Source organism: Thermoproteus sp. CP80 (genome assembly GCF_002077075.2).
Classification (GTDB): Archaea; Thermoproteota; Thermoprotei; order Thermoproteales; family Thermoproteaceae; genus Thermoproteus.
In genome coordinates this window covers 1-24,011 of record NZ_LCWM02000020.1, presented here as the reverse complement: position 1 = coordinate 24,011, position 24,011 = coordinate 1, and the positions used below count along the sequence as shown (strand labels likewise).

Annotated in this window: 27 protein-coding genes; 6 read left to right on the top strand and 21 right to left on the bottom strand. The window is 61.2% G+C overall.

The features are described from left to right. Positions 1-23: 23 nt before the first annotated feature. The 5 genes from B7L68_RS05390 to B7L68_RS05370 all read right to left on the bottom strand — a co-directional run bounded on the left by B7L68_RS05390 (position 24) and on the right by B7L68_RS05370 (position 4,287). Positions 24-1,193 carry an FAD-dependent oxidoreductase gene (locus B7L68_RS05390; protein WP_081246659.1) on the bottom strand — a complete coding sequence of 390 codons (1,170 nt, stop codon included), beginning with the start codon at positions 1,191-1,193 and terminating at the stop codon, positions 24-26. A gap of 113 nt (positions 1,194-1,306) precedes the next feature. Beyond that, positions 1,307-1,861 (bottom strand): adenosylcobinamide amidohydrolase, encoded by a 555-nt coding sequence (locus B7L68_RS05385; RefSeq protein WP_081246658.1) that lies wholly within the window; start codon positions 1,859-1,861, stop codon positions 1,307-1,309. Beyond that, on the bottom strand, positions 1,858-2,844 hold the full coding sequence (gene cobT, locus B7L68_RS05380; protein WP_081246657.1) for a nicotinate mononucleotide-dependent phosphoribosyltransferase CobT: 987 nt from the start codon (positions 2,842-2,844) through the stop codon (positions 1,858-1,860). Before cobT ends, B7L68_RS05385 begins: the two co-directional genes overlap by 4 nt. A gap of 29 nt (positions 2,845-2,873) precedes the next feature. After that, a complete protein-coding gene (locus B7L68_RS05375) occupies positions 2,874-3,335 on the bottom strand; it encodes a cob(I)yrinic acid a,c-diamide adenosyltransferase (protein WP_081246656.1) in 462 nt (153 codons plus the stop codon). Between the two features lie 73 nt (positions 3,336-3,408). Beyond that, positions 3,409-4,287 carry an NTP transferase domain-containing protein gene (locus B7L68_RS05370; RefSeq protein ID WP_238136343.1) on the bottom strand — a complete coding sequence of 293 codons (879 nt, stop codon included), beginning with the start codon at positions 4,285-4,287 and terminating at the stop codon, positions 3,409-3,411. A 1,063-nt stretch (positions 4,288-5,350) separates the two neighbouring features. Between B7L68_RS05370 and B7L68_RS05365 the strand changes: the two genes are divergently transcribed. Further along, entirely contained in the window at positions 5,351-6,823 is a 1,473-nt protein-coding gene (locus tag B7L68_RS05365; protein WP_081246654.1) for a hypothetical protein, read from the top strand. Positions 6,824-7,171: 348 nt separating this feature from the next. Here the strand turns inward: B7L68_RS05365 and B7L68_RS05355 are convergent, their stop codons facing one another. Next, positions 7,172-8,623, bottom strand: coding sequence for an NCS2 family permease (locus B7L68_RS05355; RefSeq protein ID WP_081246652.1), 1,452 nt, complete (start codon positions 8,621-8,623; stop codon positions 7,172-7,174). A gap of 240 nt (positions 8,624-8,863) precedes the next feature. On the opposite strand from B7L68_RS05355, the gene B7L68_RS05350 reads away from it, so the two are divergent. After that, on the top strand, positions 8,864-9,751 hold the full coding sequence (locus B7L68_RS05350) for a DMT family transporter (RefSeq protein ID WP_081246651.1): 888 nt from the start codon (positions 8,864-8,866) through the stop codon (positions 9,749-9,751). Here B7L68_RS05350 and ppcA read toward each other — a convergent pair. Continuing rightward, positions 9,709-11,079: a phosphoenolpyruvate carboxylase gene (gene ppcA, locus B7L68_RS05345; RefSeq protein ID WP_081246650.1), complete on the bottom strand. Its 1,371-nt coding sequence runs from the start codon at positions 11,077-11,079 to the stop codon at positions 9,709-9,711. The genes B7L68_RS05350 and ppcA overlap by 43 nt on opposite strands. A 188-nt stretch (positions 11,080-11,267) precedes the next feature. Next, a complete protein-coding gene (locus B7L68_RS05340; protein WP_081246649.1) occupies positions 11,268-12,083 on the bottom strand; it encodes a nicotinamide mononucleotide deamidase-related protein in 816 nt (271 codons plus the stop codon). Positions 12,084-12,128: 45 nt separating this feature from the next. Between B7L68_RS05340 and B7L68_RS05335 the strand changes: the two genes are divergently transcribed. Beyond that, a complete protein-coding gene (locus B7L68_RS05335; protein WP_081246648.1) occupies positions 12,129-12,548 on the top strand; it encodes a peroxiredoxin in 420 nt (139 codons plus the stop codon). Positions 12,549-12,601: 53 nt separating this feature from the next. On the opposite strand, the gene B7L68_RS05330 is transcribed toward B7L68_RS05335, so the two are convergent. From B7L68_RS05330 to B7L68_RS05295, 8 genes are all read right to left on the bottom strand, one after another. Further along, positions 12,602-13,582 (bottom strand): AIR synthase family protein, encoded by a 981-nt coding sequence (locus B7L68_RS05330; protein WP_081246647.1) that lies wholly within the window; start codon positions 13,580-13,582, stop codon positions 12,602-12,604. Continuing rightward, the gene (locus B7L68_RS05325) at positions 13,579-13,995 is read right to left on the bottom strand and encodes a PadR family transcriptional regulator (RefSeq protein ID WP_081246673.1); all 417 of its coding nucleotides are present in this window, start codon (positions 13,993-13,995) and stop codon (positions 13,579-13,581) included. The genes B7L68_RS05330 and B7L68_RS05325 overlap by 4 nt, the downstream gene beginning before the upstream one ends. A 52-nt stretch (positions 13,996-14,047) precedes the next feature. After that, entirely contained in the window at positions 14,048-14,554 is a 507-nt protein-coding gene (locus tag B7L68_RS05320) for a nucleoside-triphosphatase (protein WP_081246646.1), read from the bottom strand. Positions 14,555-14,710: 156 nt separating this feature from the next. Beyond that, positions 14,711-15,172 (bottom strand): DUF1641 domain-containing protein, encoded by a 462-nt coding sequence (locus tag B7L68_RS05315; RefSeq protein WP_081246672.1) that lies wholly within the window; start codon positions 15,170-15,172, stop codon positions 14,711-14,713. Next, the gene (locus B7L68_RS05310) at positions 15,169-16,338 is read right to left on the bottom strand and encodes an FAD-dependent oxidoreductase (RefSeq protein WP_081246645.1); all 1,170 of its coding nucleotides are present in this window, start codon (positions 16,336-16,338) and stop codon (positions 15,169-15,171) included. The genes B7L68_RS05315 and B7L68_RS05310 overlap by 4 nt, the downstream gene beginning before the upstream one ends. Before the next feature lie 71 nt (positions 16,339-16,409). Beyond that, a complete protein-coding gene (locus B7L68_RS05305) occupies positions 16,410-17,033 on the bottom strand; it encodes a 50S ribosomal protein L18 (RefSeq protein WP_081246644.1) in 624 nt (207 codons plus the stop codon). 1 nt (position 17,034) lies between these two features. Continuing rightward, a complete protein-coding gene (locus B7L68_RS05300; RefSeq protein ID WP_081246643.1) occupies positions 17,035-17,478 on the bottom strand; it encodes a 50S ribosomal protein L19e in 444 nt (147 codons plus the stop codon). Between the two features lie 6 nt (positions 17,479-17,484). Then, positions 17,485-17,985 (bottom strand): 50S ribosomal protein L32e, encoded by a 501-nt coding sequence (locus tag B7L68_RS05295; protein WP_081246642.1) that lies wholly within the window; start codon positions 17,983-17,985, stop codon positions 17,485-17,487. Positions 17,986-18,132: 147 nt separating this feature from the next. Here B7L68_RS05295 and B7L68_RS05290 point away from each other — a divergent pair, with 147 nt between their 5' ends. After that, the gene (locus tag B7L68_RS05290; protein ID WP_081246641.1) at positions 18,133-18,675 is read left to right on the top strand and encodes a phosphoribosyltransferase; all 543 of its coding nucleotides are present in this window, start codon (positions 18,133-18,135) and stop codon (positions 18,673-18,675) included. On the opposite strand, the gene B7L68_RS05285 is transcribed toward B7L68_RS05290, so the two are convergent. Continuing rightward, on the bottom strand, positions 18,672-19,433 hold the full coding sequence (locus B7L68_RS05285; RefSeq protein ID WP_081246640.1) for a recombinase family protein: 762 nt from the start codon (positions 19,431-19,433) through the stop codon (positions 18,672-18,674). The genes B7L68_RS05290 and B7L68_RS05285 overlap by 4 nt on opposite strands. 45 nt (positions 19,434-19,478) lie before the next feature. Between B7L68_RS05285 and B7L68_RS05280 the strand changes: the two genes are divergently transcribed. Then, the gene (locus tag B7L68_RS05280; RefSeq protein ID WP_081246639.1) at positions 19,479-19,976 is read left to right on the top strand and encodes a DUF429 domain-containing protein; all 498 of its coding nucleotides are present in this window, start codon (positions 19,479-19,481) and stop codon (positions 19,974-19,976) included. Here the strand turns inward: B7L68_RS05280 and B7L68_RS05275 are convergent. From B7L68_RS05275 to B7L68_RS08490, 4 genes are all read right to left on the bottom strand, one after another. Then, positions 19,964-20,350, bottom strand: a complete 387-nt coding sequence (locus B7L68_RS05275) for a 30S ribosomal protein S8 (RefSeq protein WP_081246638.1) — start codon at positions 20,348-20,350, stop codon at positions 19,964-19,966. The two genes, B7L68_RS05280 and B7L68_RS05275, sit on opposite strands and share 13 nt — an antisense overlap. A 29-nt stretch (positions 20,351-20,379) precedes the next feature. Further along, on the bottom strand, positions 20,380-20,544 hold the full coding sequence (locus tag B7L68_RS05270) for a 30S ribosomal protein S14 (protein WP_081246671.1): 165 nt from the start codon (positions 20,542-20,544) through the stop codon (positions 20,380-20,382). Positions 20,545-21,179: 635 nt separating this feature from the next. Beyond that, on the bottom strand, positions 21,180-21,629 hold the full coding sequence (locus B7L68_RS05265) for a hypothetical protein (protein WP_081246637.1): 450 nt from the start codon (positions 21,627-21,629) through the stop codon (positions 21,180-21,182). Continuing rightward, positions 21,626-21,982, bottom strand: coding sequence for a hypothetical protein (locus tag B7L68_RS08490; protein ID WP_143615298.1), 357 nt, complete (start codon positions 21,980-21,982; stop codon positions 21,626-21,628). Before B7L68_RS08490 ends, B7L68_RS05265 begins: the two co-directional genes overlap by 4 nt. Between B7L68_RS08490 and B7L68_RS05255 the strand changes: the two genes are divergently transcribed. Beyond that, on the top strand, positions 21,948-23,756 hold the full coding sequence (locus tag B7L68_RS05255; RefSeq protein WP_162008403.1) for a PaRep2b protein: 1,809 nt from the start codon (positions 21,948-21,950) through the stop codon (positions 23,754-23,756). The two genes, B7L68_RS08490 and B7L68_RS05255, sit on opposite strands and share 35 nt — an antisense overlap. Positions 23,757-24,011 lie beyond the last annotated feature (255 nt).

The window sequence follows — 24,011 nt, the reverse complement described above, 5'->3', positions numbered from 1 at the left end:
AGTAGATCTGTAATTTTAAGGGCTTAGCCGTATCCGAATAGGTTGGCTAGATAGCTTTGTTCCCAGTTGTCCTTGGCCGCTGTATAGTCCCTCTTAGGCTCAGGGTCCTTGCTCGGCTTCGGAGGCTGGCTTGTGAAGTCCAGGCCGAATCTGACGGATAGGCTCTCCAGCCTGCCCTCGGGGTTGCCAACGTAGGCCCACCCGACGAACGCGTATTGGACGGACGACCTGTAGGAGGACCCCTCCATCTCCAGTATCTTGTTGGCGGCGAACAACGCGCTCTCGAACGCTATCTCTTGATTCTTTGGAAACGGAAGACCCGCCGCATCGCCCACGGCCAACACGTCGTCATATTTGGGATGTCTGAGGTCCTGCGGGCTCCTCACGTCGACCCAGGTCTTGCCCAGCCCGGCCTCCTCGACGAGCTTAGGCGCTCTATTGGGCTCCAGAAGAGCAAGAACGTCGTACCTATAGCGCTCTCCAGACTTGGTGACCACCTCGCTGTCGCCTATCTCGACGATCTCTTGGCCTGTCACGAGCTCTATCCCCTGCCGCGAATATATCTGGGAGACCACGTCGGCTATTACCGGCGGCTGCGTCTTGTCGTTGGCATCTATGTGGATTATCCTAAACCTCTCGCGCATGCCTCTATGGCGTAGGACAGAGTCTATGAGCAACGCCGTCTCGGTAGGCGCCGGGGCGCAACGATAGGGGGCCTTAGGCGCATATACGACGATGGTGCCCCTTTCGGCGCTCCAGATCTTGTTCCTAAGCAGATGCGCGCGGCCAGGATCGTAGACGTTTAGCACGTTTCGCCTATATTTGTCGTAGCCGGTTATGCCAGAGCCGTCGAGCACCACGCCGGGCGCCAAGACTAGGTAGTCGTAGGAGAGCTCGCCCATCCCGCCGTCGGATGTATAGCCGCCGACGTACCTCACCTTCCTATTAGCTGGGTCGATGGAGAACGCGGTGCCCACCACGACCCTCACGCCTCTTCTCATCGCCTCCTCGTACCCCCTCACAATTCTGTCCAGCGTCTGCTCCTTGGTCAGCAGCAGAGGCCTGCTAGGGCCTGAGACGTAATGTGGATTCTGGGTCACGACGAATATCTCGGCGCCAATTTTCCCAGATATCAACGTGTTGGCAACCGCCATCCCCCCTATTCCACCTCCGACTATTACTACCTTCTTCATGGAACTGGATACGATTTTTATTTTTAAATTTTCATCCATAATAATAAATATTATATTAATATATTCTATTTCTATTTTAGAGTTATTTATGTTAAAACAATATTAGTTATCTCTTATTTATTTAATATTTCGTATATCAAAAAAGATGCCTCAGCGCCCACCTCGGTGGCCGCGCCAGCGTAGTGGGCATCCCCCGGAGGCGCTGCGACAAGTACGGCGTCCGACACGGTGCCTAGAGACGGCTTCCCGCCGCAGAGGCCGCGGGCTGTCAGCGTCGCCGCCTTGGCCTCAGCGGCAGTCCTGTAGAGGTCTAGGAGCCCTCGACTAGAGAGAGCTGTCTTGGACACGACCAAGATATTGACTGTGTGCGCTCCTCCAGTGGGCCTATCGCCTATACACGCCGGGTTGGCCAAGCCTACCGTGGCGTATAGCTCCACCAGCCGGCCCTCGACGTGTCTCATCGACGATATATCTACTGCTGTGAAGAATATTGCCGCCCTATTAGTTATGCCCAAACCCTCCAGGAGGGCCCGTGCGTAGAGCTCGAAATCCTCTACATATCTATCTACCTGCTTAAAGACGACGTACCTCACTCTGCCGAAGCCTCCGAGGACTACGTTGCCTAAGGCGGATAGATCGCGGCCGAGATCCAGCACGAAGAGCGTCAAGGCCTAACCAGCTCCTCGTATTCGCGTTCAACCAGCTCGAGCACCGGCAAGCCGCGGAGAGAGGCTATATACAACGCGCCGCCCATGGCCACGCCCTCCTTGACGTAGCCCCTGTCGTAGTACCTAAGACCCGGAAAACGCGACGATGAGAACGACGTTCTAGTCACCTTGATGTTAGTAACGCCGATCTCCCTCGCAAGGCCTAGAAAGTCGGCGGACCTGTCGTCGACTATCCACCCGGTAGTGGCGACGGCCACCTTGCCCAGATCGCCGCCGAGCGACTTAATGATTGCCGCTACGGCGAGCATCTGGGTGCCGCCGGCGAGCACAGGCGCGCCTCCGGCATCCAACACGCCGAGGGCGATGGCGGCGACGCCCGCATGGACGGGATCGCCCACCTCAGCCAGAGCCTTGACAGGATCGTCTAGGCGTCCAGCCCTCGCCAAGCCCTCTCTAACCACAGCGGCTTTGAGCCCTCTCGGATTGTTGGGGCTGGCCGATGAGGTCTTGCCCCAAGCATCGTAGCCCAGCGCGACTAGGATAGCCATGGCTGTGGTGGTGCCGCCCGGTATGGATTCCCCTATGAAGACGTCGCCGGCCTTGGCCAACTCGCGGCCGAGCGTCCTCCCATTCTCTAGGATGTTCTCGACCGTCGATTCCGAAAGCGCTGGCCCTCTCCTGAAGTCTCCGCCGGGCTCTCCTCCGAGATCTATATAGGGCACCCTAGGCCTCACTCTCCCGCCTGCGAAGGCCACCAGCTTCGGCACATCGCGAGTAAGCGCTCTCGTCACCACGGCTGGCGTCGGTATCCCGTCGGGCGTCACAGGTATGCCGGGTATGCTCCTGGGCCGGCCCGTAAGTAGATACTCAACATCGGCGGCCGGCGTGTAGTGGGTGAGCTCGGGCGAAGCCCCCGCGATGGTTATGCCCGGTATTAGGGAGATGTCGGTAGTACCCGCCACGACGACGATCACGGGTCTCATAATAGGGATAAATAGCCCATATATTAAATTTACCAGTCCAGGCCCTTGACGCCGACGAAGCCCCTCGAATAATAATGCTTGACGGACCTAACCTCAGATATTAGGTCGGCCGACGCGAGCTCGGCATAGTTGTAGTTCCCGGTCACCACCACGTGGGCCCTCAGTGCCAGGAGCTTTCTGAAGTCCTCAGGCCTTAGGAAGCCCTGCCTCACGGCGTAGTTGAACTCGTCCAACACGATTAGGTCGTAGCTCGGGGCCAGCGCCAGGACTTCCTCGAGGATTTCCCTCGGAGTCTTGTGGTCCTCTAGGTATAACGTCCTGACCCCCAGCCTCCTCAACGCCTTGTATTCGCCCACGTAGTCGTCGAGATACCTAGGCGTCTTCATGAGAAATGCGGCGAGTACCCTCATGTCGTGACCCCAGGCCCTTAAGGATAAGCCCAGTGCGGCCGTGGTCTTGCCCTTCCCGTCGCCCGTATAGGCGAGGATCACGGGCCCTCTTTCCCCCATTTATATTAATAGCGAAGGACCGCCGCGGCGGGCTCGCCCTGCCTCGCGATTTCGGCTAGAGGTGGTCGCATTTTGTCGGCCTTACGCCGGCCAGGAAGTCCACGTCCACCTCGACGCGGCTCAGCTCCGATACGTGCACATCGTTGTAATAATGGCGGGTGGCCCGCACGCCGAGTCTGGCGCCGCGCGAGGCCGCGGAAATTACGGCCAGCTTGGACACCTCGTTGCCGGCGCCGTCACGCACGTCGATGCGGGAGTAGTCGAGGGGGATCACGGGGACCGGCAACCCGCGCTCAGCCAGGGCGCTGAGTCGGTGATGTCCATCCAGCACAGTACATGTCCAGGCGTCGACGGCTATGGGCCTCACCCTACTGCCCAGCGCGGGCACGGCCTCCACGCCCTCATGGGGCAGGAGGGAGCTGGGGTCGACGAACATGGGGTATGTGGGGCCGGCGCAGTTGGCCAGAGCCATCCAGTCCTCACGCGCGTCTACGTCCCTCAGGTCGGGCATATATACGTCGACCCATCTCGTCGTGTCGCCATCGGGGAGCCAGGTGAGGCCCACATAACCTCCCTCGCCCACGGCCGTGGACATGACAGGCCTGGAGATCAGTCTGGCCACGTGTCCTGGCGCCAGGAACGGCAGATCGCAGGCGGCCACCACCGCGGGGGCATATGCGAGTAGCTCGGAGAAATCCGGCTCATACCCGCGACCCTCGGTGTAGACCACCTCCATGCCCCACAGCCTGGCCAACCACGCAATAGGTCCATGCAACTTGGTTGTGGCCACCACCAAGCGGGACGAAAAAGGCTGCAGCGCGGCCGCCACTCTCAAGATCATGGGGACGCCGCAGACTGGCCTCAAGCACTTGAAGGGGTCGCCGAACCTCACGCCTCGTCCGCCAGCTAATATCACGCCGGCGATATCGCCCACGGCCCCCCATAGCGCCTCTATTTATCTATAAAGCGCCGGAGCCTCGCCTAGCCTCCTGCAGAGCACGTAGTTTTGCCGCCGTCCGGAGCGTGTTGGTTCCATATTTGGCGCTTCGCCGACACCCCCCACGGCGTGTCGGTTCCACTTGTACCTCCCTCCTCAGCCGCCTCGGTTCCACTTGCGCCTCCCGCCGGCATCGCGGCTCCGGCCCGGCGTACGAGGCCGCCGATCGTCTTGCGGCCGGAGGGCCTTATGGGCATGGAGGGAATGGGGAAGGAGAAAAAGAGAAGCGCTGGAGATATTGGACGAGGCGGATAAGATAATGGAGATGGCCAAAATGCTGGCGGATGAGGACGACCCCTTCGCGAGGCGCGGCCTATACGCGTTTTTGGATGCCGAGATGAAGGCGCTGAGAACTTTGGTGATCTGGTGTTTTCCCCGGAATAACTCCCCTTTTTCCCTTTATGTGACGGCGCGTTGGTTCGACTTTTTCGGCGCCTCCTCCTCGCCTCGGCTTAGGGCCGGCGTCTTGTGCGGGGAAAAAGAGGGGGGCTATTCCCAGTCTGCCGGCTCCATATCACTAAGCTCCACGTCGACGTCGGCTGGCCTGCGCTCGGCGAGGCGGAGCCCAACGCGCTCCGTGGCCCCGGGGCGCCAGGGCATATCGCGGGGTCCCTGCGGCAGCCGTCCGCGCAGCGGTTCATGCATGCGACGCAGCACCGCCCGAACGCGTCATCCATGTGCGCTCCGCTGTGCGTTGGTAAGTCGATCCGCCTCCCGGCGGATCCGTCGTCAGGGCGTGCATGAGAAAGGCTTGACAGGGGGCTAGCCCCCTGTCGGACTTTTCACGAATACTCCCTGTAAGCGTCGGCGGATCCGCCGAGAGGTGGGCGAGGCGGCTTGGCGGTGCGCCGCGGAGGCGCATATGCTTCCTGCGGCCGACGCGCCGCGAAGGGGCCGGCCCAGACGGCGAATTCGATCAGCCGGACGCCCCGCATGCGCTACGGCTCGATTCGGCCAGCGACGGCATCGAATCAATTTAACGGCAACCTCCGATAGAGACATGGAGAGATCTGTTGATGAGATAAGGCGCCGCCTTGAGCTGGCCTTGAGGCCGGCCGAGCCGCCGTCGCTTGACGAGGTTCTGGCGGCCGTGGGGAGGAACGGCAAGCTCCGGGGGCCGGCGGACTGGGCCTTCCCGGCGTGGATCGCCTACGTCGAATACGCGGCGCAGAGGATCGCCGAGGCCTTCCAGCTCACAGAGGAGGAGAGAAGACAGCTCTTCCACTTCCGGGACACGCTAAAACGGTTGTTGCTGGAGGCGTGGGGGCAGGCGAAGGCCAAGCTGACCGCGATATACAAGGCCGTTGTCGAGGGCACCTACAGGGTGGAGGGCAACAAGCTGTACGCGCCGGACGGGGCATGGATGTACATAGGCAGAACGGTTATGCATATTCCAATTCACGGCATCAGCGCCGAGACGTACTTCCCGGATGTGTTGAAGCTTCCGCGCGAGAAGTTGGAGCTGTTCCAGCTGGGCTGGAGGGCGAGCGACGAAGGCAATGAAAAGGGTCGGCCCTTCATGGGCACTACACAGCCTTGGCAGGTGTTCGCCTGGACTGCGGCGAGATATGGAGCGCTCCGCATACACATCACCTCGGCCAACTTGACGCACGAAGGGGTGAGCGTAGCGGTACATCTTAGTGCAAATAGCTGGAGGCAGAGGTGGAGCAAGGACGAAGCCGTAGACCTCGTCGCGAGCCACCTCAGGCGCGGGGAGTGGGCGCCCCTGCTAACAATGTGGCTTGGCGACGGCAAGGCCGAGCGGAAGAAGGTACTGCGAGGTAAATACAAGATTGTTATTGCGGCTAAGGAGCCTTGGAGGTTGGGCAACAACATAAGCACAAGAGAGGCCCTCGTCGCCAGAGGCAGAGAGGCGTTCGAGAGGCTTAGGGAGGCGGCCGGCGCATACGGCGTGTTGCTCGATCTTCTGAGGGCCCACAAATGGATCAACGTGAAGCTGGCCACAGACGACGCCTTCAGAGCGGCCTACAAGCTGAAGGCGAGGAAGAGGGGCATAGACGTCCTTAGGGAGGCGTACGGGCGGAACGGCGAAATCCCTACAGAGTTCTCACATATGGAGAGACCGAGGAGAGGCGCTGTGGCTGTGACGGGAGTCGTGATGTCCCTGTATCTCGTTAGTGGTCAAGGCGTCTCGCTCCTGGCTGGGCGCTACGTCCGCGATGTCGGGAAGGCGCTCGCCGTAGCCGGGAGGCTTGAGTCGGCAGGTTTAAGGCCTAACGTGGTCCGTGTAGGTTCCTACTACATGGTGTATATAGCTACGACCGATCTCTTGAGGTTGGCAGAGAGGGACGAAGCCGTCAGGAGGGCCATAGCGCTGTATCTCGCCGAGAAGGCCAAGAACGGCACGCCGAGGCAGAAGGAGGTCGCTAGGAAACTCCTGCAAAGACACCCTCTTTTTCTATCCTCTCAATCGCCTCATCGCCTTCTCGAAGCCGGCATCGCCATGCGTTAGCCGATGTTGAGCCGAAGCGCCGAGCTTGGCCGATGATGTGGAACTGCAGAACCGACGACAACCAACATGCGGAATCAGTCAACGTTTGGACGGACCTCGCCCTGAGGATCCTGGAGGCCGCGGGAGACCCCTGACTTGAGCCGGCCCTCCAGCGCCGCGTCGGCTGGGGCGGGCGATGCCGATGGCCAATACGAGGGCGCCCAGCCGCCGAGGAGCCGGCCGCTCGGCGTCCACGCCTTCGGTGCCGCGGCCGCTATTTCGAGCTCCCCTAGGCCTACAGTAGCGGCCATGTGGAAAAGCTACGCTTCAAAAGGCCGTCGGCGGGCTCGGGCTGGAGGAGGCCGGCGGCTAGAAGCCAATCGCCGACAGCGCGAAGAATATCGCGAAGAGTATGGCTATTGCCACGACGCCCGGCTTCAGGTCGGCTAATTTGCCCGCAGCCAGCTTCATCAACAAGTAGAATATAAAGCCGAGCCCTATCCCCGCGGTTATGCTGAACGTGAACGGTATCCCTATCATCGTCAAGAAGGCGGGGACGGTCTCCGTGTAGTCGTCCATGACGGCCAGCTTTCCGGCTAGGCTGAGAAACAACAGCCCGACCAGCACCAACACGCCGCCGGTCGCGAAGCCGGGGACCACTGTGAAGACGGGGGCAAGCGTCGCTGATGCGAAGAAGAGGAGGGACACCACGAGGGCGGTCAGGCCGGTGCGACCGCCTTGCTCTATACCCGTAGCGCTCTCGATATATATAACAGTGGTAGACGTGCCGAAAAACGGTGCCACTATGGAGGCGAAAGAGTCCGTCACGAGGGCCCTGTTTATATTTACTATTTTGCCGTCCTTGACCAACCCGGCCCTCATGGCCAAGCCGGTTATGGTGCCTAGGCCGTCGAAGAAGTCGACCAGGAAGAGCGAGAACGCTATGGGGAAGCCGAGGCCGAAGAGCGCGAAGTAGAGGTAGAAGGAGCGGGGCAGATCGTTGGCGATAGATGTGGTGAGGGAGGGCGTAAGCGCCCACGAGGGCGGCGGCTTGACGAGCCCCAACGCGGCTCCCGCCAGGGTTGTCGCTATGATGGCTATGAGGAACGCGCCCGGCGTCTTCCTCGAGAGGAGCGCCGCCGCCACGAGCGCGCTCGCTATGCCGAGATAGAGGCCTAGGGTTGAGAACGCCGACCAGTTTATGGATATGGGGGTCCCCGTACCGGCCGTGACGAGGCCCATGTCGGCCATGCCTATTAGGGATATGAAGAGGCCTATGCCGATAGATGTGCCTATCCTGATGGACTCCGGCACCGAGTTTATTATGAATTCCCTGATGCCTCCTAGCGAGAATATGAGGAATAGAATTCCGTTGAAGAAGACCGACACGAGCGCCAGGTAGACCGCCAAGAGTGGCGCCTCGGAGGCAGGGGCCAGCTGTTTAGACAGCAAGGCCGCCGTGAAGGCCGGCATCACGGTGAAGCCTATGAAGGCGTTTTCGCCCATACCGGGAGCCAGGGCGAAGGGCAGACGCGCGTAGAGAGCCATGACCAGAGTCGCGAAGCCCGCCGCAAGCGCTGTGGCTATGGTGAATCCGAGCCTTACGCTCTCTATAAGAGGTCCGTACGTCGGCGAAGACTCCAGTTGGCCGAGGGGCACGTGTAGCGCGTTGCTGAGAGCCAGCTCGAAACCGCCTGTCAATATGCTGGGGTTGACGAACAGTATGTAGGCCATGGCCAGAAATGTCGTCAGGCCCGCGATTACCTCCCTCCTGGCCGTAGACCCGCGTTCCGAAATCTGGAAGAACCCGTCTAGGTTCATGGCGGGGATGATAAGCAATTATTTAAATTTATCGCAGAGGTTGCCGTAACTTCGCGGTTAGTTTTAAGCAAGATATTAATTCAGATACCCCAGCGAGCGATCACAAGTCACCTGGCATGACTCTCCTCATCGTATATATACTGGGTAGTGCTATAAATCCATGCCCCAGCCCCTGGACGCTACGCCGACTGGTGGAGTCTACATAGTTGTGGGGAGCAATACGCGCGCCGACGGCGCGGGATGAGCCGCGACCTTCTGTTGTTGGCGGTGGCGATAGTCGCCATATCGAGCGCCTCTATCTTGATCAGGCTGACCGAGGCAGACCCCATAGCTATAACGTTCTGGAGGCTCGCCATAGCTACTGTCATAACTACCGCAGTGGCCGAGGCCTCTGGGAGGGGCGTGAAGGTAGGCGCGTGGTGGCCGGCGGCTGCGGCGGCGGGCGCCCTGCTGGCTGTGCACTTCACAACGTGGATAGCCTCCCTTTTCTACACCACGATAGCGATAAGCACCACCTTGGTGAATCTGCATCCGCTCGCCATGTTGGCCATAAGCAAATACGGCCTGTCGGAAAGGATCAGCAGAAGGACCGCGGCGGGGGTCGTCTCGTCGGTGGCGGGCAGCCTTCTGATGTTCTCGGCGGCGGCCGACCTAGGCGGCGCCAATCTCCTCGGCGCATTCCTGGCGCTTATAGGCGCGTTGGCCTTCGCGGGCTATCTGGCCGTGGGCCGGCTGGTGAGGGCTAGGGCGGACACCCTGAGCTATACGGCGGTCGCCTACGGCTTCGCGGCTCTGTTCGCGCTGGCGGCCTCGCTGGGCCTGGGCGCCAAGTTGCTGGGGTATTCCCTAGAGGTGTATGTGCTCTTCGCGGCCATAGCGGTTGTTCCCATGTTGCTGGGCCACAGCGTGTTCAACTACCTGCTGGGCAAATATAGGGCCATAACGGTGGCCGTAAGCGCCCTGGGGGAGCCCGTGGGCGCAACCCTCCTCGCGGTGCCCATATTCGGCCAGATACCCCAGCCGAACGTAGTTCTTGGCATGGCCTTGATACTCGCCGGCGTGGCCGCCGTATCCCTAGAGGAGGTTCAGCCCAGGAACCCTCTGGCCCGCGCCTCGGCCAACACGTAGGACTGGGAGGGGGTAAAGGGCGGAAGCCCCTCGGCTCGGTCGGCCTTTATGCCCAACGCGTCCAGGGCGGCGTCCACCTTGTCCACTATCTGGCGGCCTAGGAGCGACTCGACCCTCCTTCTATCGTAGAAACGTATGTCGAACTCGAGCTCCTTGAGGTACGCCGGAAGGGCTCTCAACAGCTCGTCCAGCTCTCCGCGTCTATGGAGAGTCGAGATGTAGGGCGCGTCCAGAAGCGTCGGAGGCAGACCTGCGGCGTACCAAGCCGCGGTGTATACTATCGCGCGCGGCACGTTCACGACGCCGCCGTCCGCCATTATGGACCTGCCGTATATGCGCCACGAGACTCTATCCCTCGTCGAGGGGATCAAGGAGGCCAGCTCCGCAATCTTGTCGGCGTATTTAAGGACGAGCGCTCTGTAGATCTCGGAGGCCTCTTTAACCGCGCGCGAGGCCCAAGACCTGTCGAGCGAGGGGCCGCGGCCTGCCGCCGCGAGCAGCGTCTCCCTGACCGATAGGTACTGTTGGTACGGCACGTCGTATCTCACAGCGGACTGTATCGTGGCCGTGCGGAAGCCCGAGTACTGCGATGCCTCCGCGGGGGCGAGAGCTGGGCTGTTCAAGCCGCCTCTGAACGGCGGAGAGCCCATGCCGAGTATCGGCGCCACCTCGTGGTCCAGCTCGGAGTTCAGTCTGCCTATCTCCATGAGGGCCACGCGGAGCGCCAGGGCTGAGGCTATATGGCCGTTCACGACCGCCGAGTCGCTCTTGCCCAAGAAGACTCTGACCTGCTCGAGAAACACGCCGCGCCTTATGTATTCCTGGACGACCGCCTTCACGAATTCCGCGATTCTGAGATGTTTGGCCGCGTCTTCGATCAGAGGCACGAGCTGTATCTCAGCCCTGCCGGAATACGCCATAGCCTTTCTCGCGAGCATATCGATGGCCAGCTCGACGTCCCCCGGGCTTTCCGACATCGGCAATACTATCCAGCGCACCGCATGGGTCCCCGCCTCCTTGAGCGCCCTTAGGTCTGCCAGTACGGCGGCCTCCATGGCCAACATGCTCCTCTCGAAATCCTCGAGCGACGGGTTGGGTATTCTTGGGGTCACAAAGAAGCGCTCGCCCAAGGGGATCCCCGACTTGAGGGCCCTCAGGACTATATCGCGGGGCTGTATATACGGCGTGCCCTTGCCCTCGAAGTCGGACATGACCTCATCGCAGCCGTATATGGAGTAGGCTGCGACGGCCTCATCCACCTCCTCCTCGGCCGTGACCTTAATGGTTGAGTCGGGATGTTGGGTGCACATAAGGCGCGGTAGATACATCGAAGGCCTGCGGCGCCTGCCATATATCGATTACCGCGAACGAAAGCCACGCTACCCGGGCCAGCCATGCCAAAAAATACATATATCTGCGTTGAAACTAAGTACTATATACCTAAATAGCCTAAGGCCTTTGAAAAAGGAGGCCGTATTCTCGGGAGACGCAGGCCGTCTCGGGCTGTGCGGTCTCGCTAGTCGGCTTGCCGTTCTTGAGGCGGGGCGGATATCTTGGCTTGGGGAAAACGCCTGTTTATCTCGTCTACGAGGAACTGCCTCACCCTGGCCACTAGGTCTCTTGCCTTGTCGCAGCTCTCCGCGCTGCCGTAGATATGTATCTCCTCCAGCGGAGCGCCGACCTCGTGGCCCTTCGGATGGCTCTTGACGTAGATCCTCTCATCTATCTTCAACGCATCTCTCAACACAGGCGAAAGATCGGCCTCCGGCACGCCGACAAGACGGAAGGAATCCTCGGCGAAACAGAGACGCGGCCCCCTGGTCCTCAACAGAGGCTCCACTTGCTCCTCGAATATCGCCTCCATCTCCTTGGGGACCCCCGGAAGCACCACCAAGATCCTTCCCTCTTGCTCCGCCCATATCCCGGGGGCTACGCCCACAGAGTTGTAGAGAGGCTTGGCTCCCCTGGGTATATACGCCATCTTTAGACGCTCTGGGGTAACCTGGTAGCCTCTCTGCCGATACTTCTCCAACACCCACTCCTTGGCGACCTCGTCTACGGCTACGTCTACTCCGAGCGCCTTGGCGACGGCCAAATTGGTTATGTCGTCGGGCGTCGGCCCAAGCCCGCCCGTGGACACCACCAGATCGGCTCTCGACAAGGCCTCGCGAAACATTGCGACTATTTCAGCCTCTTCGTCGGGCACGACCACTATCCTCCTTACTTGATAGCCCAGATAGGTCAATTTCCGGGCGAGCCACGCGGCGTTTGTATTGACGACTCTGCCTATCAGGAGCTCGTTCCCAATCGATATTATCCACGCAGATGGCACACACTGGACTCGTCCATATTTTTAAGGTGAGTTCGCCGTATAGCTATGGAGTTCCCCGACGTGGAGCTCAAGGCACATACGGGCGAGGCGATCAACCCCAGTAGATATGAGAGGGTGGTAGTCTATTTCTTCCCCAAGGCGTTTACGTCGGGCTGCACAAGGGAGGCCATTAGGTTCAACGAGATTTACGACGAGTTCAAGGCGATAGGCTTCGAGGTCCTTGGCGTGTCGGTAGACGGCGTAGAAACCTTGAGGAAGTTCGCCGAGAAGTACGGGTTGAGGTTTAAGTTGCTCAGCGACGAGGGCGGGGCGCTCGCCCGGAGGCTGGGCATCTTGAGGCCTACGGGCACCGCCGAGAGGGTGACCTACGTGCTCAAGTCCGGGTCCGTGGTGGAGGTGCTAAGGGGGCTCAAGAGCGCCGATCAACACGCCGATAAAGCTTTAGAGATAGCCAGGAGGATCTGACGGTGATGTCACCACGCAGGCCAGAGATAGGTGATCTGTGACCTGCCGGCTGATCACCCGAAGAGCTCGAAGAACCTGTCCCTGAGGTAGGGCGTGTCTAGCGCCACAGATCCGCCGACCACTAGATATCGCTCCCGGGGGACCACCTCCCCTATTATAGAGGCCTCTATCCCCGCGCCCTCCAGACGGCGCAACGCCTCGTCTGCGCGGTCCCTTGGGATCGCGGCGAGCAAGGCGCCGGAGCTCAACGTGGCGAGCGGGTCCAGCCCCACGGCGGAGCACAGCAGAGCGGCCTCCCGATGGACTCTGACCGAGCCGGGGTCGATCCTTATGGTGGTGCCCGAGGCGTAGGCCACCTCGGCGAGGCCCGCCAGGACGCCGCCCTCTGTGGGGTCATGCATGGCGTCGGCTAGATCGGCTATGGCGAGGGCGTCCCTCACAACGGATACATGCCTTACGAACCCGGCCGCCCGCTCCAAGACGTCCTCAGCGATTCCCAGAGCCTTGAGCCTATCTCTGAAATCTGAGGCGAGTATCGCGGCGGCCTCCATGGCGGCGCTCTTCGTCATAATTACGAGATCGCCCGGCTTGGCCCCGCCCGTCGCTACGTACCTATCGCCTTCGCCCACGGCCGTCATGACTACCAGAGGCCTCGCGACCGCCGTGGTGACCTCGGTGTGGCCTCCCACGATAGAGGCGCCCAGCTCCCGCGCCGCCGCGTCCATCTGTCTAGTTATCTTGTCCAAAACCCCCTCGTCGGAGTCCGGCGGCAGAAATATGGCCGGCAACAGCCACCTGGGCCTTATGCCCCGCGTCGCCAAGTCGTTAGACACCACGTGTACGGCCAGCCACCCCAACAGCTCCACGGAGCCCGATATTGGGTCCGTATGCGCCGCTATGTAGGGGCCCCCGGTCTTAATCACGGCGGCGTCTTCGCCCAAGCTGGGGCCCAGCAACACCGATGGGTCGTAGGATCCCGTCCTCGACCACACGTACCGCTCCACCACCTCCAGAGGCGGCTTCCCTACCTTCATCGCCCGCCCAAAGTCTTCAGAAGCCCCTCGGCTATCTCGCCCAGGATCCTCTTGCTCTCGGCGTCCAGTTTATCCCAATTCTCCAGCAGGAAGCTGTAGAGGTTTTCAAAGGCCAAGACGGCCTCCTTGATGTAGTCTGAGCCTATGCCCAAATAGCGCTTCCCCTCGTCGGTCAGCTCGTAGAATTTCTTGGGCCCATCTACCTTGGCCACGCGTATGAGCCCCTCGGCCTCCAGCTGGGCCAGCGCCGGGTAGATAGAGCCGGGGGAGGGCCGCCAGAACCCCCACGTCATTCTCTCTATCTCCTCCGCTATCTGCGCCCCCGTGAGTGGACTCCGCGAGGCGAGTATGCGCAGTATTACGTACCTAAGCCCCCGCCTCCTCACAAATATAGGCGGCCCCTCGCCCCACATCCAAGGCCTCCCCCTATGCCAGTGATCCACCTCGAAAACGTTATCGGAAATTTTAAACATTTCGAAAACCGTACGCCGATAGGACCTCGCGGAGGACGTCCTCTCTATTATCCCGCGAGAGGACGACCAGCCGGAACCCCCAGCCCTTGACCACCTCGGCGAACCTCATGTGGGCTACGGCCAGGCTGTTGGGCGCCCGGACCAACGCGTCTCTGGCCGTCTCGACGAAGGAGGGGCATTTGGCCTCCATGGGCCCCACCTCGTCCACTATCAACATATCTACGCCGCCCGCGCTGAGCAGAGACTTCATGAATTCGCACGAGCCTAGGTTCACCGCATATTTGCCTACTCTAGGCTCGCCGCGGCCCGCTCTAGCCAAAGACGATCTGCGCCCGTCGGCTAGGCTCAATACGTCGAACCCCAGCCTGACGCCTCTATCCCTCACCTCGACTGTCACGAATCCGCCTACTCTTGCCCCCGAGGCCTTCGCCGCCTCGGCGACCTTCAACGCGAGGGTAGTCTTGCCCGAGCCTGGCGGGCCCGTCACCGCTATCTTCACGCAAGCTAGGAGGTAGCTCCATAAAAAGGTCAGCCCTTTCACGCCTCTTCACCGCTCGGCCTTGTCCAGCGTCTCCATTTAATAACGGGGAGCTCCGACGATATAAATGATGAGCACAACCTAAAAGCCTGGGGTTGCTGGAGTGGCCAGGGCTGACTATTGTTGCGGCTGTTTGCCGAGCATCTTGAGCAGGGCGAACGCCACCCCGAGGCCTCTCTGGACGTCAGGGTCGTTCAAGGCGCTGAGCAGGCCCCATATGCCCTTCACAGGCTTGGGGTTGGCTATCTGGTCGGGCGACGCGTTTTTGCCCAGCCTCACTACTAGCTCCTGCATGGTCGCCTTCATGTTGAGTATGTCGGGGGTCTCCAGCTTCGACATAGCGCCCAGAGTCCCGTCGACGCCGATAGACAACAGACGGAAGAGCGCTGGGTCTTGGAACAAATAGTGTATCAGCTCCTCGAAGCGGTTGACTACTATCATCATCGCGTCCAGGACGCCTGATCTCTTGAGCTCCAGCAATTGATCCAACAAGCTCTGCAGCTCGTCGGCGTGTTCCGTCAAGGTCTTCAACAGCTCGGCGAGCTTCTGCTCGGCCTGGGGGGATGCTTGGGCGCTCATATCGTCGTCGCCAGCCATGTCTTGTAGAACAAGTCCTTTATTAACTTCCCCAGCGGCGACTTGAGGACGCTGTAGCAGCTCCCCATCCAGGCGGCCTTGTTGTTGGCGAGGTCCAGCTTTATGTCGCAGTTGAACATCATGCCGAACTCGCCGTAGTCCATGGCGCACGTCATGGCGTTTATCTGGGCCGGATCCACTGGCTCCCCCAGGATCTCGCCGGCGACCATGTTGGCGCTGGCCATGGCCGTGAAGTGCACCGGCACGCCCGCTGTGGGCAAGCCTATCGCCGGCATCGAGTGCTCGCCGGGCAGATATACGTCGTCGTACTTGACGCTCCTGCCCGTGAAGACGTTTATGGCGGTCCAGACGCCGTTGGGGAACTGCGCCGTCAAGGGCGTGCCCTCAAAGGGCTTGGGCAATCTTGAGGGAGGCACCACGACGAGCAGGTCGTACTTCACCTTCTCGCTACCGGCGGTCACAATCTTGGCCTTCTCGTCGACTGGGCCGGGCTGAGTCACCCCGCCTATATATTTTATGTTCTTCGCGGCGAAGGTCTCCTCGGTTATCTTCACGGCCTCCGGCCCCAACGGCTGTATCGGGCGCTGGAACGGGTGTATGAGGGTTATCTCCGTCTTGTCCCTAATGCCCCTCTTCCTGAATATGGCGTCCAGTTGCCCCACTATCTCGAAGGGATATACGCCGCATCTGTACACAGGCTCCGGCGTGTAGACGACGACGCTTCCCCCGTGGAAGTTCGCCAGGGCCTCCTTGAACTTAAGGGCCCCGTCTAGCGTGTAGTTGTGGTTCCCAACGCCCAAGTTGTACGACTTGAAGTCGAAGTCCGTGCCGAGACTGGCGATTAGGTAGTCGTACTGGAACTTCCCTTGCTCCGTCTCGACGGTCCTGTTGTCGGGATCCACCTTCTTGACGGCGGCCTTGACGGTCTTCACGTTCCTGTAGGCGAACCGCGAGAGGGGCAACATGGCTTGTTGGGGCGATATATCGCCGAGGGCTATATTGACGAGGAGCGGCGGGAGCAAGTAATAGTCGGTGTCGCTTACGAGAGTGATCTCGACATCGGCGCGGCCGCGCGTCCTCTCCGCAATCCTCTTAGCCGCGACGACGCCGCCCACTCCGCCGCCTAGGACCAGCACTCTCTTCGGCATATGGAAGACCGTCTGCGGTTATTTAAGTATTTTTGGCCAAGGATTTTTCATCGTTATGAAAGCGAACTGTTCTATTTCGGTTGCTGCGCCTCTGCTTTAACAAACTTAGAGAGCTTATCCGCTATCTTGTTTCTAACCTCATCGAAGTGTTTAGGCAGATCCTCGGGGGCCAGCCCGCGCTGCAAGTATCTAGAGAACCTCCTCTTGTACTCCTCCTCGTTCTCCGACCTAAGTCTCTTGGCGTACTCGGCAACATGGGCGCCGGAGATCCTGTCGCCTTCCGGCAGGATGTCCTCATCGTGGGGCACCTCGAGGCCGGCGTCCAGCGCGCCCTTCAAGACGGCGAATACCCTGGACCGCGGCGTCGGTCTGTGGAGCCCTATATCCAGTATGGCCTTTTCGACGCCTCTAGCCAGGGCCTTGTACCCAAGCGCCAGGCCGAGGAGGTAGGCCGCCGCCGTGTTGTTCTCGTCGCCTTTCCAGCCGAATTTAGCAAGATATCGGGTGTCGAGACCCACCAAGGTCTCGTCTCCCCGAGGCCTGGCTACCACTATCTGCGCTATTATGTGTCTATTGGTCTTCCTGACGACGAGCCTCGGCAGTCTGCTCACGACGAGCTTTCTGCGCTTTCTGTAGTTGGTTACCCCCAACCTGCGCCTCCTCAGCTGGACCTTATATCTGCCGGTCCTCGCCATGTCACCTGACCTTCTCCTTGGCTAGGTTGTGTTCGTTTATGTACGTCTTCAGATGTCTCAGGTCGCGGAAGTAATTGCCCTTGACCATCCTGTAGAGCATGCGCCAGGTCGCTGGGGTTATGACCCCCCTGCGCTTCAACGCGCTTAGGTATCTCCTGAGGGCTCTGACCTTGTTCTTCCAGGCCTCCTCCTCGTCGAGCCTAGGCCCCTTCCTACTGCCGTGGCCTCTTCTGCGCCCCAGCTTCTTCCTGGCGTGCGCCTCCCTCCAGCGGCCTCTGCTTACGCCCTTCTTGTGCTCGGCCCATATGAGCCCCTCGCCTATCAAGGCCTTGACGTCCTCCCTGGTGACGACCTCGGAAACTCTATCTAAGGCCTCGGGCGATATTCTTATCCGGCTCTCGCCGACGCCGAGGATCTCAGCCGCCAGCCTCTTGACGTCGACCATGGCCCCTTACTGCGTCGTCGATTTATCTTTTTCCTCGGCCTGGGCCGCCGCCTGGGTCTGCTGCTCGGCCTTCTCGGCGCGGTCCAAGGCCTCCAACGTCCTCCTGCCGGGGTTCAAAACGTAGAACCCCCGCTCCCTAGCCTTCTTGACTATCTCCAGCCTCTTCCTCAAGCCGACGCCTGCGGCTATCCTCACGGCATGCGTCTTGGGATCCAGCGGGTCTAGATCCTCCGGCCTGTGGACCAGCGCCTCGACGAAACCGCTGGGGTGGAGCCCCCTTGCCAGAGCCGGCTTTCTGTAGCCGGCCTTGACCTTAGGCGGATATCCCTTCCTCTGCTGCCTGATCTTGTTGTCCAGACTCCTCGGCCTCCGCCAGCCCGAGTCCTCTATCCTCACATAACGCCACTGGTCTATCCTTACGAAATCCGGCTTTCTTCTACTAGCCTTTAGCCTCGCCCTCAACGCGGCCTTGAGCTCGGCCGACAGCTCCCTCCTAGGACGCGACACGCCCCCTCAACGCGGGGGTATTTAAGCTATTGCCCGATTCGCCGCGCCCCTGAGGTTGTGCCGAGGTGGGGAAGGCCGGGCCCCGAGGGCAGAGGCAGGGCGCGGCATTCCCCGCTCTAAGTTAAAAAACCCCGAATTAAACGCCATATGGACGTCGAGGTGGGCGGAGTGAGGGTCCGCTTCATATCTTGGCCCGAGGCCATAGAGATGTCCGAGGCGTTGGGCAGGAAGGTTCTCGAAAGCGGGTTTAAGCCGGAGATAGTTCTGGCGGTCTCGCGCGGGGGCTTGGTGCCGGCTAGGATCGTCAGCGATATCCTCGACGTCGACAACGTGGTGGCGGCGGCAGTTAAGTACTGGGCGCTCGCCGAGCGGAGGGCGGAGAGGCCTGTGCTGTACCACGGAGTCGAGCCGAGCATCGTCGGGGGGAAGAAAGTGCTGGTGGTGGACGAGGTCGCCGATACGGGCGCCACTCTGAAGCTTATCGTCGATCTGCTCAACGTGATGGGCGTGGCCGAGGTCAAAACCGCGGTTCTTCACGTCAAGTCCACCAGCAGCTTCACGCCGGACTACTACGTGGAGAGGGTGGCCGAGTGGGTCTGGATATCGTATCCGTGGAGCCGCTGGGAGGATCTGCGGGAGTTCAAGAAGAGAGGCCACGACATAACCAAATATATAGAGAAGATCTGCTAGGCCTTTTCGAGCAGTTCCTCGTAGCCGCAGTTGGGGCAGTAGAGACGCTCCACGACCCTGTATATTCCGTTCTGTATCTTCGCGGTGCGCTCGACGACCTTTAGCCGGGAGAAACACCTCGGGCAGCTGTACTCCGTGGGCCTATAGGCCCCGGCGGAGGCCAGGACCCTCCTGACCTCGTAGGTGGATAGGCCGAAGGCCCTGCCTATATCTCTGAGCGACGCGCCTCCAGCCCTCATCTCGACTATCTTGGCCACCACCTCCTGAGGCAGCCTCTCGGCGATGTTAGATATCTTTCCAGCCGCCTTAGCCCTCTCGAGGGCGGCCTTGGTCCTCTGCCTTATGAACTCCCGCTCCATGGTGGCCACAAACGCCAGCACCGCCCTCAAGAACTGTCTATACATGCCGTCGACCGTCTGGAGCGCCTGCTCCCTCTCGGAGGCCGAGACGACGACGAGCCCCATCTTGTTCTCCACAACGTCCAAGAGCTGGAAGAGCTCCTGGAAAGATCTGACGAGCCTCGACACCTCATACACCAGAAGGACCTTAGGCCTCGGCTCCAGGGACGCGGCCTCCTCTATGAGCCTCCTGAACGCCGGCCTCTCCCAGGGCTCGGTAGCGCCGGAGACCCCCACGTCTATGTAGTGTCGCAGTATCGCCAGGCCATGTGCAGAGGCCCACTTCTCCAGATATTCGCGTTGGTTCTCGGGGTCCTGGCCCTCCGTGGACACGCGTATATAGGTGACGGCCGGAATCACGCAGTAGGGGGAGGCACCGTTTTTATCTTGTGCCCGATATTACGTGTGAGAGTGGCCGGGGTGGATCTGGCGGTCGTGAGGCCTAGCGCGATAGCCGTGCTGGACGGCTGCGAGCTCGCGGCTTACCTCTCGGCGATGGAGCTCGAGGACATAGTCTCGTCCCTCTCCCCCTACAGGCCTGCGGTGGTGGCCATAGATGCGCCCCTCAGCAGGCCCGAGGGGTGGCTGAGGGACGTCGAGAGGGAGCTTCTAAGGCTCGGCTACAGGCTGCTGCCGCCCCTCATGGGGCCTATGGCGAGGCTGACGGAGAGGGGGATGCGGCTTGCCCAGATGTTGGGCAACGCGATAGAGGTGCACCCCAAGACCTCGCTCAAAGCCATGGGGCTCGAGCCCGGGCTCATATACAGCAGGTACAGACCGCCCACGAAGGATCACTTCGACGCCGTGCTGGCCGCCTTGACGGCCCTGGCGTACCTGAAGGGGCTGTACAGATCCATAGGGCCCTTCGTCCTCCCGCTGGCCAGCCCCTGTCAATACACGTAGGCCAGTAGGACGCCGCCGGTCCTCTTCTCCTTGGCCTCCACGTGCGACATGACTCCGTGTGGGGTCGATATGACCAAAAGGCCTATCTGCCTCGCCGGGAGGAACTTCTGCTCCCACAGAGGTATATCGCGCCATTTGACCGAGTAGCGCGGCTTGACGGGGCCTATGTCGTTTATCTTCCCTAGAAGCTTCACTATGTACTTGCCTCCCCTCCCATCGTCTATATACTCTATTTCGCCCACATATCCGCCTCTCTGGAGGACCCTCAGGACGTAGTAGACGAGCTTGCTCACGGGCCAGATCACCACCTGCCCCTTCCCCACAGCCTCGGCGTCCTTGATCGTGATGAGCGCATTGGAAAGCACGTCGAGCATATCGCCCCCTCAATGCCGTATTTTTAAATTTAATAGTAGCGGCGGAAGCCCAGCTCCTCAGCGACCTCCCGAAAACAGCGCCTGCAGAGCATCAGCCCGTACTTGCGGATGACGGCCTCCCTGGTGCCGCACCTCTGGCATCTGATGGTTCCCCGGCCGTACTTCCTCTCCTTAGGCGGCCTGACCTTGCCCATCGCCTCCACGCAAGAGATCCCTTTTAAATTTTATATCCGTCTCCGCGGCTACCGGCGCCCCGAGCCGCCTCGCGGCGGTCTCGTGCAGCTCGACGCAGCGGGCGAAGCCCTCCAGGTATTGCCGGCCCGCCGCAATCTCGATACCCCCTCCGCGGTACACCTTCGGCCTCGCGTGAGGAGAATCCACCAACGCGGCGAATCTGCGCCGGCCTTCCCACCTCCAAGCGCGTCTGCACCGACATGGGTGTAGCCCACAGCAGAGCCGCAGACGTCGGGCGACGCACGGTCAGCGCCCGCCATACGCGCGAGGCCTCGTCACAATTGACGCGTGGGTTCAACTCATCATGTGAGGAAACCATGGATCACATAGTTATTTATTTAGGGGGCCCATCATTTAAGCGGCCATGGACTGCGTGATGAGGCTTCACCCCCTTGATCGGTGAGGAGTCCTTTAAGCACTGATATTTGGGGATGGTGCGGTTTGATGCCGTGAATAGTGGATAGCTCGGCGGCTCTACGCCTCTCCGCGCCCCTGCGGCCTGAGGAAAAGGGAAAACAAGAAGATAGGGAAAAAGGCCGTCTGTCTGCGGGGCCCCGTCCGCCCGGCCCTCCTTGCGGCCCGGGGTGGCTACGCCTCACAGTATCCGTATGTATTCCTTGGCCTTCGCGAATGCCGACAGCCTCTTTGGTCTATATATCTCCCTCACCCGGCCCTCGTGGGGCTCCAGGCCCTTGAACTCAAGCTCCAGTCTCCTGACGCTACTCCCATCCGCGGAGCAGTAGGCCCAGCCGCCGAACAACGATATACACGCCTCCGACCCGTCCCTCGACACGTACGCCTCAACGGAGTACGGGTTCACGAGGCTCACCGGCCCTTGCCCTATCAGCTCCGCCATCCAGGGGTATCTGCGAAGCACGCGCGCCATCCTCGCGATCTGCCTCCCCGCGCGGGGCGCCCACGTCCTCAGCCAATCGACGCCTAAGGCGCCCAGCTCCGGATACTCCTTTAGGAGCCGTTCGACTGGGTCGGCCGGCCCGGGAGGCCGCCTCACCGCGCCCGCGTCCACGCCGTCGCCCGAGCTCATACCCTCATCCTCCTAGCGGCGCTCTTGACGGCCTCGACGGTCGCTCCCGCCGCCTCCGCCAGGCGGATGAGCATCCCGTACTCCTTGTACGTGGCGAGCCAAAGCGCCGCCGCGGCCAGGACCCAGGGGTTCCTGCCCAAGACGGCTTTCCTGTTTCCGGCCAGGACCTCAAGGGCCCTCCTCACCACGGGAGCCGGCAGTCCGGCCCTCGCGGCCACAATCTTGACGTAGTCCTCGATTGGCGGCCTCCTGCCCCTGGCCGCCTCGTTAAGCCTCCACGCCGCCCTTTTGACGGCCGACTTATCGGCCTTGCTGCACTTGAGGAAGTCCTCTGGGGGCCTCGGCTCGCCCAAATCGGAGCTCCAGCTTCACGTCCGCGCCCGCACCTCCCTCGAGAAGCTCGACGAGGCCGTTAGGTGGAGCGCGGAGGGCGGGTGGCTCAAGAGGCTGGGCGTCAAGGCGGGGAGCTGGGATGAGCTGAAGCGCTGGGCTATCGACAACTGGAGCGGCGTGGTGGAGGCCGCCGTGAGGCGTCTGGGCGGGGATGTGCAGAAAGAGCTCAATGCGCTGAGGGGCAAGCTGAAAGACGACAAGATCGCAAGGGAGGTCGTCGCGCCGGCCCTCCTGCTCATACAAGCTGAGAAACTCGGCGTGAATGAGGAATCTCTGAGGTACTTCGCCGCGGTGATCTCTGGAGCCATAGGCGGGGATGGATATGTGTCCGCGGCCGAGGGAAAAGTCGGCCTGACCAGCGGCGAGCGCCCCATCGCGTTGCTCTGGGCGGCCGCCCTCGCGGCGCACGGCATAAAGGCGGAGGTGGAGGGCGCCGGGACTGCGTTCAAAGTCGTCGCGTCCGGCGGCGACGCGGTCAGGCTGGCCCGCCTCTACTTCCTCTTCGGGCCTCCTCTGCTTGAGGGAGGGGACGAAAGGGTTATCAACCACAAGCTGGCTGAGGCCGTGGAGCTTGGGGCCGAGGGGGCCCTCGACATCCGCTGGGAGGGGCTGAGGAGGAGGACCGAGGACGGCCCCGTCACCGCCGATCTGACCATATCGGAGGGCGACGTCGCCGTCAAGTTCAACGTCTATCTGCGGAACGACATCTTGCTCCAATTCATCTCGACGGATCGGAGCCGCGTGGAGCTCGCGGCGCGCCTCCTCAGGCATGCGGGCGTTAACGCCGAGGTGAAGAGGGTTGGCGAAAGAGGCGAGTGGCGCGTCAGAGCCACCACCGATAGACTCGCGGCGGGACGCAAGGAGCTCAGGGACGCCGTCGCCGGGATCGTCGAGGAGGCCCTCGCGAGAGGCTGGGTGAACAGGGAGACGGCCGACCGCTGGCTCGATAAGCTGAGGGGCGGCCTCACGCTGAAGGAAGGATGGCCGAAGTACGAGGTGGGGCTGGCAGAGGGCGCGCTGGTGGTCAGATATCACTCCACCAACCCCGGCAACATAGAGCGGGAGGCCCAGCGGCTTAGGGCCATGGGCCTCGTGGAGGGCGTCCACTTCTCGGTGAGGATGCCTGAGGGCGGCAAGAGGGGCTACGTCAGGATCCTCAAGGAGGGCTTGGCGTACGCCGCCTGGCTCTCCGTATACGGCAAGGATGAAGAGCAGAGGAGTCTGGCGGCGGGCTTTGTGGAGCGCATACTCCAGAGGGCGAAGGAGGCGGGCGACGACGTGCGCAAGAAAGCCGAGGAGATCGTGGAGGAGGGCAAGGCGAGGGGCTCCCTGAGGCTGAAGGGCTTTGAGAAGGAGTTCGAGGTGAACGGCGTAAAATACAAGGTGAAGGTCATAGACGGAGGCGCCGTTGAGGAGGACAGAAACGGCAGAAAATTGCTGAGGATTAGGATTACGGCGGAGGTGGGCGGCGTAAGGAGCGAATACATAATTACCTACGGCAGGCGCGGATCCGACAACGCGGCCGTGGGCTATGCCTACATCAGAGAGGAGGCCGACGCGGAGAGATTCGCCGCGCTGGTGGAGGCCCTGACGGGCAAGAGGCCTAGGATGCGCCGCAGGAGCGACGGCAGGATAGATATCGTGTGCTACGAGGGGCATCTGGAGGGCTTCGCCCGCTACGCGGAGCTCGCAGAGGCCATCGCGAGGTGGCTGGAGGAGACGGGCCGCCGGTAGGACGACTCCGAAGATTCGTGCATGCTTCCGAGCTATCGCGGGTGTGCTCCTTAGGCTCGGGGCCGTGGACCGGCGAGAGGCCAAGCAGCCTGAGCCCGTAGAGCGGGGCGGGGAACGCCACGAGACCCGCAGCCAAGACGCCCGAGAGCCCGACGGCATCGAGCCCGGCCGATACGTTCTCAACGGTCCATCGCTCGGATAGTACCGGAGGGCGGCAGAAGGACTTATATAGCTGGGGCTCCGGTTTATGGTGCC